An 11,555-nucleotide genomic window follows, 5' to 3' on the forward strand; every position below is an offset into this window, starting at 1 on the left:
CCCGGGGCGGTCGGATCAGAACGCCGAGCAGTGCCCGCCGCTGGGCGCCTGGCCCGAGCCGATGGCCAGGATGGCGGGTTCCTTCCGGTGGTTGACCGGGCTGGCGTGGGTCCAGTCCCAGGCGAAGAAGACGATCAGCACGGCCCAGAACAGCAGGACGGCGGAAGTACGGGAGGCAGTCATGTCCATGTCCTCCCGTTCAAACGCCCAGGCGGCGGCGCAGGCGCACGCCGATCAACGAGCCGGCGAACGCCAGCACGACCCAGATCCAGCCGTGCAGGCTGCCGGTCGAAATGCCGCTGACCATGGCCCCCACGTTGCAGCCGAACGCCAGCCGCGAGCTGTAGCCCAGCAGGAAACCCGCGACCAGCACCGCCGCCCACTGGCGACCCGTCAGCGGCTTGCCGCTGGACGGCTTGCGCGCGGCGATCCACAGCGCGCCGGCCATGATGCCGATGTTGGTGATCGAGGTGACGTCCAGGAACACGCTCTGGTCCAGCGTTCGCAGGTTGCCGGCCTGGCCCCAGAAGGCGTTGGCGGCGGGGTCGAACACGCCGGCCGCCGTCGCCACCTTGGCCGCCCACAGTCCGAAACCGTAGACGACGCCCCAGGGCTGGCCCGCCACCACCAGGTTGGCGACCGCCAGCAAGGCGAGGCCGATGCCGGCCAGGAGCAGCTTGCGGTTCCACAACGCGGGAGCGGCCGCGCCGCCCTTGCGGCTCCAGACCCAGGCCGCCAGGCCAAACACGGCGAGACCGGCGAACGTCGCCGCCAGCGCGCCCCCCGCCCCCCAGTCGCGGACCAGGCTGACCGGCGCGACGGCGCCCAGCGACAACCAGCCATGCAGATGCACGGATCCCAGGAAGCTGCCCAGCGCGAACAACGGCAGCACGCCCATGTTCAGCGGAATGCCCAACCCGGCCTTGTACAGCGTGCCCGACCCGCAGCCGTCGGCGATCTGCATCGTGATACCGAACACGAACGCGCCGATCAGCAGGCTGATGCTGGGAGGCCCCAGGGCCGCGGCCAGGTCGCCGGGGAATTTCGCCAGCAACGGAATGGAAATGGCCGCCGCCACGGCCAGCAGCACGATCTGGGCGAACACGCCGCTGGCGTCGCGGGCCTCGATCAGCCGGCGCCAGCCGGTGGTGAAGCCGAAGCGCGCGCCGGCCAGCAAGCCGCCCATGCCGATGCCGATGACGAACAGCACCGACTGGCGCACGGTCACGAACCAGGCCAGCGCCAGCACGGCCAGCAGGATGGCGGCCGTCAGCGGCCAGCGGGCATGGCCAAGCGCGGAGGACGCGGAGGCAGCGATGGCGGGCGAGCCCGCCTGGGAAAGCGTCGTTTGCATCAGGGGAATTCCTTTACGGCCGGCGCGTCACGAGTTGCCGAACAACTTCTTGAATTTTTCCGAAATCTGGCTGGCCCGGCCCGGCGCGTTGTCCATGGGCAGGGCCTGGTCCGCGTTGGTCCAGTCGGCCAGGGATTCCGGGTACATGCGCACGTGCGGCAGGCCCGCGAGTTCGGACAGCGCGAACCAGTCGGTGGCGGCCCAGTGGCCGGTGTTGCAAAACGCGATGTTGTCGCCGCCTGCGTCCGGGAACTCCCGGGCGGCAATGGCGCGGGCCTCGGCTGCCGAGACGATCTGCGTGCTGCCGGGGGCGAACCAGACGCTGTGCGGGACGTTCTTCGCACCCTGTATGGTGCCGGGCACGGAGGCCGTCGGCGCCTTGACCAGGCCTTCGAAAAAATTCTTGGGGCGCGCGTCGATCAAGCGGGTGTCGCCGCCCTGGGTACCCGCCAGCACGTCGGCCTGGGTGGCCTTGATGGCGGTGTTCAGCCTGGGCTCGTAGCGGCTGGGCACGGGCAGGGCCGGCGCGTTCTGGCTCAGCGGCTGCTGCGCCTGCTGCCAGGCCTGCACGCCGCCGTTCAGGATGGACAACTGGGTCAGGCCCAGGTACTTGAGCGTCCAGTACACGCGGGCGGCGGCGCCGAAGTCCGTCACGTCCGCGCCCGAGGACACCACCACGGCGTGGCGCTCGGGCGTCAGCCCGAGCTTGCGCACCTGGGTGGTCAGCTTGTCCAGCGGCGGCAGCGTGCCGGGGCTGTTGGCCGGGCCGCGCCACGAGCCATAGGGGGCGGACAGCGCACCGGGGATGTGGCCTTGCAGGTAGTCGGCGGGCGGCCGGATATCGATGACCGTGACCGAGGGCGAGGCCAGCGCCGCCTTCAGTTCGTCGGGCGACAGGATGGGGGACGCTGCATGGGCCCCGGCTTGCGCGGCAAGCGCGACCAGCCAGGCGGAAAGGACGGCGAGGATTCTCATGATGGTTGCGCGCGGCGCGCAGGGGGTGGGCATCCTGAGAATTCTAAGACCTGGCCAGTGGCTGGTTCAGACCAAGTCCCCATATCCACATAACACAAAGTTATATAGAAACAAGGGAAATATAGCTCCTGGCCATACGCCCGGAGAGCGCAGGCCAGGGCGTCGGGCAGCCCCGACCGGAGCTGCCCGGCAGCGGCGGGGAGCCGCCTCAGGCCGTTACGTGGAAGCCCACGCGACCGAGATTCTGCATCTCGAGTTCGACCCAGGTACCGGCCACGAGGGCCTCGGCGGCGCTGGCGCCGCCGGCCATCACGATGGAGCCCTCGGGCAGGATCTCGCCCGCCTGCGCCACCAGGCGCGCGGCCGCGACCAGCGAACGCACGGGATGGCCCAGGATGGCGCCGGTGGTGCCGACCTGCTGGGCCTTGCCGTTGCACGACATGATCAGGCCCAGGTTGGAGAAGTCGATGCTGGGCTTGTGCCAGGCTCCCAGCACCACGCCCGACGACGAGGCATTGTCCGCCACCACGTCTTCCAGCGAGAACTTGAAGGCCTTGTAGCGCGAGTCGATGATTTCCAGCGCGGGCGCGATGGCCTCGACGGCGTCCAGGGCCTCGATCGGCGACACCATGCCCGACAGCGGCTTGCGCAGCAGGAAAGCGATCTCGGGCTCGACGCGCGGATGCACGCGGGTCGACAGCTTGAGCTCGCCGCCCTCGTCCACGCGCATGTCATGCGTCAGGCGGCCCCAGATCATGTCGTGCACGCCCATCTGGACCATCTTGGCGCGGCTGGTGAAGCCCATCTTCATGCCGATGCGGCGATGGCCGCGGTCGACGCGGCGCTGGATCAGCATGCGCTGCACTTCGTAGGCCTCGGCCAGCGTGAGCGGGCGGCGCTCCACGAACTGTTCGGCGGCGTGCGGCGTGCTGGCGGCTTCGTCCAGCTCGCGGGCCACTTCGGGTAGGGACAACAGCGGACCGCTCATGCTTGCTCCTTGGCGCCAAACACCGCGCGCACCGAACCGAGACCGGCGATGCGCGCTTCCAGAATTTCCTCTCCTTGCACCGCGACCATCGGACCCAGCGCACCGCTCAGCACCACGTCGCCGGCACGCAGCGGATTGCCGCGCTCGGCCATCTTGCGCGCCAGCCACAGGGCGGCGTTCAAGGGATGGCCCAGGCAGGCGGCGCCGGCGCCGATCGAGACCTGGTCGCCGTTGCGCTCCATGACCATGCCGCACAGGCGGGCGTCGAAGTCGCCCAGCCTGACCGGCCGGTTGCCCAGCACGAACAGGCCCGACGAGGCGTTGTCCGCGATGGTGTCGACGATGCTGATCTTCCAGTTGGCGATGCGGCTGTCGACGATCTCGATGGCCGGCACGGCGTAGGCCACGGCGGAAATCAGTTCAGCCATGGTGGCCATGGGCTGGGCCAGGTCGCGCTCCATGACGAAGGCGATCTCGGCTTCCACCTTGGGCTGGATCAGGGTCGACAGCGGCACTTCCTCGCCGTCGCACACCGACATGTCGGCGAACAGCATGCCGTAGTCGGGCTGGTCCACGCCCAGCTGCGCCTGCACCGCCTTGGAGGTCAGGCCGATCTTGCGGCCCACGAGCCGGCGGCCCTGCTTGATCCAGTGGTCGGTATTGGCCTGTTGCACCGCGTACGCGGCGTCCAGGTCGCCGGCCGGCAATTGATCGCGGATCGGATCGATCGCGACGCGGCTTTCATGAGCACTGCGCAGGCGCTGCGCAAGCCCGGCGATCGCCTCGGCGGCGACGCCCCCTTGTCCTATCTGCCCCATGGGTAGTCCTGTTTGGAAGTTGAAGAAAAGAGAAAAACACCTTTATGCCGTATACGTACAAATATACGGGAGAAACCTGTGCCTGGACAATGGCGGCCGATCATGGCCCCACCCCCGCCATCAATTTGAGGCATTTGACGAACAGCGCCCGGTACTCGGGCGGCAGGGCCGCGATGATGGCGTCCTCGACGTCCTTGTCGCGGGGCAGCACGCGCTCGAGCACATCCACGCCCGCCTGCGTGATGGTGACGGCATAGGCGCGCTTGTCGTCGGCCGAGCGCCGGCGCCGCAGGTATCCCTTGCGCACCAGGCGGTTGATCATGTCGGCCAGCGAATTGCGGTCCAGCGCGATGTCCTCGGCCAATTGGTTCTGCGTGGCGCCGGGATGCTTGCAGACGGTGATCAGCAGCGCCTTCTGGCGCGGCGTCAGGTCCTCGTCGTGGAAGGTCTGCATGAACAGCGCCTCGGCCCGGAAATGCGCGCGCCGCAACAGATGCGACACGACGTCCGTCAGTTCGAACGCCCGCACGGCGTCCGTGCAAGGCACGGTTTCCGGTTCGGGAGACGGTGCGGCGGGCTGGCGCCGCAGGGCGGTAGGTCGATTCATGATGGCGGGCCGGAGCGGACCTGAGATCTTAACTGATGTCGCGCGCCCGGCAGCCGGGCCCCCTGGCCATTCTTCGAACCGGTTATGGCTGGCACCGAAGTTGTTATGGCCCCGGGGGATGGACCGATCGCGCTGGTTTCCACTATATTATGACGTATACGTACTATAACCCCAACGGAACCCAGCACCATGTCGGTCAAATCCCTGCGCAACTTCATCGGCGGCCGCTTCGAAGACGGCATCCGCACCTTCGACAAACTCAACCCCGCCAATGGGGAACTGGTGGCGCGCGTGCACGAAGCCAGCCGCGACCAGGTGAACGCCGCCGTGGCGGCGGCGCGCCAGGCCCTGCCGGCCTGGGCGGCCCTGCCGGTCAACCAGCGCACCGATTACCTGTACGCGTTGGCCGACGGCATCGAACGCCGCTTCGACGACTTCCTGGCGGCCGAGATCGGCGACACCGGCAAGCCCGTGGGCTGGGCCGGCCAGATCGACATCCCGCGCGGCGCGGCGAACTTCCGGGCCTTCGCCGAGATCGCCCGCACGCTGGACATGGAAAGCTTCATGACCGACACCCCGGACGGACGGCAGGCGCTGAACTACGCCTACCGCAAGCCGCTGGGCGTGGTGGGCGTGATCTCGCCGTGGAACCTGCCGCTGCTGCTGTTCACCTGGAAGGTCGCGCCCGCGCTGGCCTTCGGCAACACCGTGGTGGCCAAGCCTTCCGAGGTCACGCCCTCCACCGCCACCCTGCTGGCCGAAGTGGCGGCCGAGGTCGGCCTGCCCGCCGGCGTGTTCAACGTGGTCCACGGTTTCGGGCCGAACTCGGCCGGTGAATTCATCACCACCCACCCGGACATCGACGGCATCACCTTCACCGGCGAATCGGCCACCGGCAGCACCATCATGAAGGCGGTCGCGCCGGGCGTGAAGCCGGTATCGTTCGAACTGGGCGGCAAGAACGCCGCGCTGGTGTTCGAGGACGCCGACTTCGACGCGGCCGTCGCCGGCGTGGCCCGCTCGGTCTTCGCCAACTGCGGCCAGGTCTGCCTGTGCACCGAACGCGTCTACGTCCAGCGGCCGATCTACGACCGCTTCGTCGCCGCCCTGAAGCTGGAAGCCGAAAAGCTGGTGCTGGGCCGCCCCATGGACACCGCCACCACCATGGGTCCGCTGGTGTCGCATGAACACCGCGAGAAGGTGCTGTCCTACCTGCGCCTGGCGGTCGAGGAAGGCGCCACGGTAGTCACCGGCGGCGGCGTGCCGACCTTCGGCGACGAGCGTGACCAGGGCGCCTACATCCAGCCGACCATCTGGACCGGCCTGCCCGAGACCGCCCGCTGCATCAAGGAAGAAGTGTTCGGCCCGGTCTGCCACATCGCCCCCTTCGATACCGAAGAAGAAGCCATCCAACTGGCCAACGACACCCACTACGGACTGGCGGCGGCCGTCTGGACCACCAACCTGACCCGCGGCCATCGCGTGGCCCAGGCCATGCAGGTGGGCCTGGCATGGGTGAACTGCTGGTTCCTGCGCGACCTGCGCACGCCCTTCGGCGGCAGCGGCCTGTCGGGCATCGGGCGCGAAGGCGGCCGGCACTCGCTGCATTTCTATACCGAACCGACCAACGTCTGCGTGAAGCTGTAAGAGTGGGAATGGGCGATAATCGCGGGGGAATGTCCCCTGCGGCCGCCATGTCCAATTTCCGTCTGACTCCCAATGCGCTGGGGCACAAGCTCAAGCTGCATCAATTGCAGATCTTCGAGCGGGTGCTCGAGCGCCGGTCGCTGTCGCGCGCCGCCAATGAGCTGAACCTGACGCAGCCCAGCGTCACCAAGGCCATCTACGAGCTGGAGAAGTTCGTGGGCGCGCCGTTGTTCGAGCGGTCCAACCGCGGCGTGGTCCCGACCGAGCTGGCGCACCTGCTGGGCCGGCGGGTCAAGACGCTGATGGCCGAGCTGCGCTACATGACCGACGAGCTCAATGCCGCGCTGACCGGGGAAAGCGGGCACGTCATCGTCGGCACCCTGATCGCGGCGTCGGCCAAGCTGCTGCCCGAGGCGATCTCGATGCTGATGCGGGAGCACCCGGGCATCCGCGTCACCGTCTCCGAAGGCCCCTCGTCGCAACTCTTTCCCGCGCTGGCCACGGGCGACCTCGACATCGTCGTGGGGCGCCTGCCCGAGCGCGACATCGCGCTGGGCTATGCCTATCCGCTCACCCACCACACGCTGTACGAGGAAAAGCTGCACGCCGTCGTCGGCGCCCACCATCCGCTGGCGCGCGCGGAAAACCTGGAACTGGGCCAGTTGATGGAGCTGCCCTGGATCCTGCCGTCCGCCGAATCGCCGCTGCGCTCCGCGGTGGAGCAGACCTTCCACCGCACCGGGCTGGGCATCCCGCCCCGCCACATCGAATCGCTGTCGCTGCTGACCAACCTGGGCATCCTGCTGCGCGGCGAGGCCATCGCCCTGATGCCGCAGGACGCCGCCGCGCAGTTCCTGGACCACGGGCTGCTCAAACTCCTCCCCCTGGCCGAATTCGGCCTGTTCGGGCGCGTGGGCTACTCGGTGCGGGCGAACCGGCAGCTCACGCCCGCCAGCCAGCACCTGATCGAATACCTGCATCGCATCTGCGATGTCCGACGCCCCGCGGCCTCCTGACGCTTCCCTCGAAGCGCAGGGCCCCAAAGCGCCATAGCCAATGCGCATACCCCGGGCGCCAACTTCTATTTCTCGTGGGGCGCATGGCTCACATAGACTGCAATTAGCCTACGATAGGCCACGACCGCCTCATCCCGGCGCGGGAGCCCGCTCCGCGGGCGCAGACCTACCGACCCAACGAGAGCACCATGTACAAATACGGTCTTCCGCTCAACTTCCAGAAATGGATCGACGACAATGCCCATCTGCTCAAGCCGCCGGTCGGCAACCAGCAGATCTGGCAGGACTCCGACTTCATCGTCACCGTGGTCGGCGGCCCCAACCACCGCACCGACTACCATGACGATCCGCTGGAGGAATTCTTCTACCAGATCCGGGGCAATGCCTACCTGAAGCTCTGGGTGGAAGGCAAGGAAGAGCGCGTGGACCTGAAGGAAGGCGACATATTCCTCCTGCCTCCGCACATGCGCCACTCCCCGCAGCGCCCCGAGACCGGCAGTGCCTGTCTCGTCATCGAACGCCAGCGCCCCGAAGGCCTGCTGGACGGCTTCGAGTGGTACTGCCTGCATTGCGGTCACCTGGTGCACCGCGTCGAGGTCCAGCTCAAGAGCATCGTGACCGACCTGCCGCCGCTGTTCGAGGCTTTCTACGCCAGCGAAGACAAACGCCGCTGCCCCTCGTGCGGCACGGTGCATCCCGGCAAGCACATCCCGGGCGCCGCATGACGGCACGGTTCGACTTCGGCGGGGTCGAACTCACCCGCCTCGTCGAGGCCGAGGGCCCGCTGCTGCGGCCCGCCGAAATCTTCCCGGACTCAACCCCCGAGGCCATCCAGGCCAATCTCGACTGGCTGGCCCCGCGGTTCTACGACCCCGCCTCCGACCGGCTGGTCATCTCGATCCAGTCTTTCCTGCTGAAAAGCCGCGGCCGCCTGATCCTGGTGGACACCTGCGTGGGCGATTGCAAGGCGCGGGCCCGCCCCGACTTCGACCAGCAGCACTGGGGCTGGCTGGATCGCCTGGAAGCGACCGGCGTGCGCCCCGAGGACATCGACGTCGTCGTCTCCACCCACCTCCACGTCGACCACGTGGGCTGGCACACGCGGCGGGTGGACGGGGCCTGGGTGCCCACCTTCCCCAACGCGCGCTATCTCTTCACCCACGAGGAATGGGCCTACTGGAAGGAACACGAGGGCCATCCCGGCCTCGTGCGCACCGGCGACTACGTGGGCGACTCGGTCCTGCCCGTGTTCGAGGCCGGCCTGGCCGACCTGGTCGACATGGACCACCGCATCGACGAGGCCATCCGCCTGGTCCCCGCGCCCGGACACACGCCCGGCCACGTGGCCGTCGAGATCCTGGGGGCGGACCAGCGCGTCCTGCTGACCGGCGACGCCTTCCACCACCCGCTGCAGTGCTGCTATCCCCACTGGAGCACGCGCTTCTGCGCCGACCCCGACCACGCCCGCCGCACCCGGCAATCGCTGCTGGAAGCCTGCGCCCGGGACGGCACGCTGATCCTGCCCGCCCACTTCCCCGCCCCCACCGCCGGCCACATCCGCCGCGCGGCGCCGGAAGACGAACACGAATTTCGTTTCGAATTCCAAAAATTACTTTAAACTTAAAACGTAAAGCGAAGAAAACTCCCATGGCGCCGCTGCGCCCGATCCCGGCGCCTGCGACGCGCCGGACGGACGGACGCACCGCCGGGAGCGCGATGGTCAAGGGGAATTTCCCCTCAGTGCGCGGTGGCCGCGGATGTAACAATAATCACCTCCCCGCGTCCGAGCATCGCGCCGACTGCAGTACCCCGGGGAGCCGGAGGTCCGGCCCCTTCCACCCAGCAGGCAAGCCAGGAGTCCGCATGAAAACCGCCAAACTGATAGCCATCGCATCGATACTGCAAGCAGCCTTCGCCGTCCCCTCCTTCGCCGCCGTCAAGATCGGCTTTGTCTCCACGCTGTCCGGTCCGGGTTCGGTGCTGGGCCAGGACCAGTACGACGGCTTCATGCTGGCCGTGGAACAGGGCAAGGGCAAGCTGGGCGGCGTCGACGTCGAAATCCTCAAGGAAGACGACCAGATGAAGCCCGAGGTCGGCCTGCAGGTCGTGCGCCAGTTGCTGGAGCGCGACAAGGTGCCCCTCATCACCGGCCTGATCTATTCGAACGTCATGATGGCGGTCCATCGCCCCATCACCAGCGCCGAGGTCTTCCTGGTCGGCTCGAACGCCGGCCCCACCCCGATCACGGGCAAGGGCTGCTCGCCCTACTTCTTCTCCACCTCGTGGAACAACGACCAGTTGCACGAGGCCGGCGGCGAACTCGCCAACAAGATGGGCATCAAGAAGATCCAGCTGCTGGCGGCCAACTACCAGGCCGGCAAGGACGCCATGGAAGGCTTCAAGCGGACCTTCAAGGGCCAGGTGGTGGGCGAGACCTTCACCCAGGTCAACCAGCCCGACTACTCGGTCGAGATCTCCGCGCTGGCCGCCAGCAAGCCCGAGGCCATCTATACGTTCTACCCGGGCAGCATGGGCGTGAACTTCGTCAAGCAGTACCGGCAGGCCGGCATGTTCGACAAGATCCGCATGCTGTCGACGTCCACCATCGACGGCTCCACGCTGCCCGCCCTGCAGGACGCGGCGCTGGGCGCGGTCACGGCGGCGCCTTACTCGCCCGACCTGGACAATCCGGCCAACAAGAAATTCGCCGATGCTTTCCGCAAGAAGTACAACCGCGAACCCTCGATGTACGCGGCGCAATCCTACGATGCCGCCAGCCTGATCGCCTCGGCCCTGGCCAAGACCAAGGGCAACGTCTCGGACAAGCCCGCGTTCCGCGCGGCCCTGCGCGAGGCCAAGTTCGACTCCGTGCGCGGTTCCTTCGCGTTCAACACCAACCAGTTCCCGATCGCACCGTTCTATCGGGTCGACGTGGCCAAGGACGCGAACGGCAAGCCGGCGTTCGTGACCAAGGGCGTGATCTACGAACACAGCAAGGACTCGTACGCGGGCGAGTGCCAGATGAAGTAGGCGGTCAGGCCGGTGTCCGCTCCACGGGCACCGGCCCGGCTGTCGCAATCAGGATTTTTTCCAGCACCTCGTCGCAGCCGATGACGCTCATGGGTCGATCGCGCTGCGCGGGATTGAAATCATCTGGCTTGAAAGGGACATATATCACCTGGTGCAGGTGGTCGTCCTGATAGGGTCCGGTCTGTCTGGGGTCCGCCGTCACGAACAGGCTGACCGTCCTGACCTTCAAGGCGATTGCCAGATGCATGGTCCCGGTATCCCCGGTAACCAATACGTCCATGCTGTCGACCACGGCCGTCAACTGCGGCAGCGAGGTCTTTCCCACGTAGCTCTCGACCCGCTCGCGTTCGTCGGGCGACAGGCCCGCGAGGAACGCATTTTCGTACTCATGCTCCCGGCTGTCTCCAACCAGGACGATGGCATGAAGCGGCGAACATGAAAGAATCTTCTTTGCCAGTTCCACGAACCGCTCAACCGGCCAGCAACGCACCGGTTGCGACGTCCCCAGCTGGAAACCGACAGCCACCCTTCCAGCGGGCCTGGCCAGACGCGGAACTGGAATAGGCACGAACATCGTCCGGTCCGCCACGTCGCACCCGAGCAACTTCACGAGTTCCAGCTTGGAACGGATCAGATGGCCGCCATCGTGGGTCGTTGTCCCGGTCAGCCATTTGCCCATGCCATTCGACTCGTCGCGGCCGATGTTCTTGAACACATGTTCGCAGCCGGAGAAAACCGCCGCCAGGACATCGTAGGGCTCTTTGGAATGGAGGATGACCGCCAGCTGCGGCCTGAACTTGCGCAACGCCGAAATGGCGCGCGGCATGGTCTTGGCCTTGTGGTCCCAATACACCACGTTGTCGAAATGCGGACTGCCCCGCACCAGCCCGGCGGTTCGATTGCCGGAAACAAGCGTGATGACCGCCTCGGGATACCGGCTCTTGATCGCGCGAATCGCCGGCGTATTCATGAGCAGATCCCCCAGGGCCGTCGTCGAGAATATCGCGATGCTCCCGAACTCGCGTCCTTTGTCGAAAGACTGCCGGCTCCCGGGGCGCCCCAGGAATATCTTGTAGATGCCAACGAAGACGTTGGCGAGCGCTATCTTGAATGGCTTCAT

Annotated in this window: 12 protein-coding genes; 5 read left to right on the forward strand and 7 right to left on the reverse strand. The window is 67.1% G+C overall.

Annotated elements, in window-relative coordinates; genetic code table 11:
• Positions 1-15 precede the first annotated feature (15 nt).
• From AC1Q6E_RS07755 to AC1Q6E_RS07780, 6 genes are all read right to left on the reverse strand, one after another.
• Positions 16-183, reverse strand: a complete 168-nt coding sequence (locus AC1Q6E_RS07755; protein WP_296556382.1) for a hypothetical protein — start codon at positions 181-183, stop codon at positions 16-18.
• A 16-nt stretch (positions 184-199) separates the two neighbouring features.
• The gene (locus tag AC1Q6E_RS07760; RefSeq protein ID WP_152794094.1) at positions 200-1,354 is read right to left on the reverse strand and encodes a YeeE/YedE thiosulfate transporter family protein; all 1,155 of its coding nucleotides are present in this window, start codon (positions 1,352-1,354) and stop codon (positions 200-202) included.
• Positions 1,355-1,381: 27 nt separating this feature from the next.
• On the reverse strand, positions 1,382-2,329 hold the full coding sequence (locus AC1Q6E_RS07765; protein WP_152794096.1) for a sulfurtransferase: 948 nt from the start codon (positions 2,327-2,329) through the stop codon (positions 1,382-1,384).
• A gap of 208 nt (positions 2,330-2,537) precedes the next feature.
• Positions 2,538-3,317 carry a 2-keto-4-pentenoate hydratase gene (locus AC1Q6E_RS07770; protein WP_296556384.1) on the reverse strand — a complete coding sequence of 260 codons (780 nt, stop codon included), beginning with the start codon at positions 3,315-3,317 and terminating at the stop codon, positions 2,538-2,540.
• Positions 3,314-4,135, reverse strand: coding sequence for a 2-keto-4-pentenoate hydratase (gene mhpD / locus AC1Q6E_RS07775; protein WP_152794100.1), 822 nt, complete (start codon positions 4,133-4,135; stop codon positions 3,314-3,316). The genes AC1Q6E_RS07770 and mhpD overlap by 4 nt, the downstream gene beginning before the upstream one ends.
• A gap of 100 nt (positions 4,136-4,235) precedes the next feature.
• On the reverse strand, positions 4,236-4,742 hold the full coding sequence (locus AC1Q6E_RS07780) for a MarR family winged helix-turn-helix transcriptional regulator (RefSeq protein WP_152794102.1): 507 nt from the start codon (positions 4,740-4,742) through the stop codon (positions 4,236-4,238).
• Positions 4,743-4,931: 189 nt separating this feature from the next.
• Between AC1Q6E_RS07780 and AC1Q6E_RS07785 the strand changes: the two genes are divergently transcribed.
• The 5 genes from AC1Q6E_RS07785 (at position 4,932) to AC1Q6E_RS07805 (ending at position 10,435) form a co-directional block, all read left to right on the forward strand.
• Positions 4,932-6,389, forward strand: coding sequence for a 2-hydroxymuconic semialdehyde dehydrogenase (locus AC1Q6E_RS07785; protein WP_296556387.1), 1,458 nt, complete (start codon positions 4,932-4,934; stop codon positions 6,387-6,389).
• Between the two features lie 47 nt (positions 6,390-6,436).
• Positions 6,437-7,405: a LysR substrate-binding domain-containing protein gene (locus AC1Q6E_RS07790; protein ID WP_492572514.1), complete on the forward strand. Its 969-nt coding sequence runs from the start codon at positions 6,437-6,439 to the stop codon at positions 7,403-7,405.
• A gap of 188 nt (positions 7,406-7,593) precedes the next feature.
• The gene (locus tag AC1Q6E_RS07795; RefSeq protein WP_152794108.1) at positions 7,594-8,130 is read left to right on the forward strand and encodes a 3-hydroxyanthranilate 3,4-dioxygenase; all 537 of its coding nucleotides are present in this window, start codon (positions 7,594-7,596) and stop codon (positions 8,128-8,130) included.
• Positions 8,127-9,023, forward strand: a complete 897-nt coding sequence (locus tag AC1Q6E_RS07800) for an MBL fold metallo-hydrolase (protein ID WP_296556389.1) — start codon at positions 8,127-8,129, stop codon at positions 9,021-9,023. The genes AC1Q6E_RS07795 and AC1Q6E_RS07800 overlap by 4 nt, the downstream gene beginning before the upstream one ends.
• A gap of 245 nt (positions 9,024-9,268) precedes the next feature.
• Complete coding sequence (locus AC1Q6E_RS07805; protein WP_152796201.1) at positions 9,269-10,435, forward strand: ABC transporter substrate-binding protein; 1,167 nt, start codon at positions 9,269-9,271, stop codon at positions 10,433-10,435.
• Between the two features lie 4 nt (positions 10,436-10,439).
• On the opposite strand, the gene AC1Q6E_RS07810 is transcribed toward AC1Q6E_RS07805, so the two are convergent.
• Positions 10,440-11,555 carry a glycosyltransferase family 9 protein gene (locus tag AC1Q6E_RS07810; protein WP_492572515.1) on the reverse strand — a complete coding sequence of 372 codons (1,116 nt, stop codon included), beginning with the start codon at positions 11,553-11,555 and terminating at the stop codon, positions 10,440-10,442.

Source organism: Pigmentiphaga sp. MLSB6-MA01 (assembly GCF_058793475.1).

Bases quoted from the DNA above. Each gene is read 5' to 3' on its own strand.
- AC1Q6E_RS07805 (WP_152796201.1), top strand. From the start codon at position 9,269: ATGAAAACCGCCAAACTGATAGCCATCGCATCGATACTGCAAGCAGCC.
- AC1Q6E_RS07785 (WP_296556387.1), top strand. From the start codon at position 4,932: ATGTCGGTCAAATCCCTGCGCAACTTCATCGGCGGCCGCTTCGAAGAC.
- AC1Q6E_RS07770 (WP_296556384.1), bottom strand. From the start codon at position 3,317: ATGAGCGGTCCGCTGTTGTCCCTACCCGAAGTGGCCCGCGAGCTGGAC.
- AC1Q6E_RS07765 (WP_152794096.1), bottom strand. From the start codon at position 2,329: ATGAGAATCCTCGCCGTCCTTTCCGCCTGGCTGGTCGCGCTTGCCGCG.
- mhpD (WP_152794100.1), bottom strand. From the start codon at position 4,135: ATGGGGCAGATAGGACAAGGGGGCGTCGCCGCCGAGGCGATCGCCGGG.
- AC1Q6E_RS07760 (WP_152794094.1), bottom strand. From the start codon at position 1,354: ATGCAAACGACGCTTTCCCAGGCGGGCTCGCCCGCCATCGCTGCCTCC.
- AC1Q6E_RS07755 (WP_296556382.1), bottom strand. From the start codon at position 183: ATGACTGCCTCCCGTACTTCCGCCGTCCTGCTGTTCTGGGCCGTGCTG.
- AC1Q6E_RS07800 (WP_296556389.1), top strand. From the start codon at position 8,127: ATGACGGCACGGTTCGACTTCGGCGGGGTCGAACTCACCCGCCTCGTC.
- AC1Q6E_RS07780 (WP_152794102.1), bottom strand. From the start codon at position 4,742: ATGAATCGACCTACCGCCCTGCGGCGCCAGCCCGCCGCACCGTCTCCC.
- AC1Q6E_RS07795 (WP_152794108.1), top strand. From the start codon at position 7,594: ATGTACAAATACGGTCTTCCGCTCAACTTCCAGAAATGGATCGACGAC.
- AC1Q6E_RS07810 (WP_492572515.1), bottom strand. From the start codon at position 11,555: ATGAAGCCATTCAAGATAGCGCTCGCCAACGTCTTCGTTGGCATCTAC.
- AC1Q6E_RS07790 (WP_492572514.1), top strand. From the start codon at position 6,437: ATGTCCAATTTCCGTCTGACTCCCAATGCGCTGGGGCACAAGCTCAAG.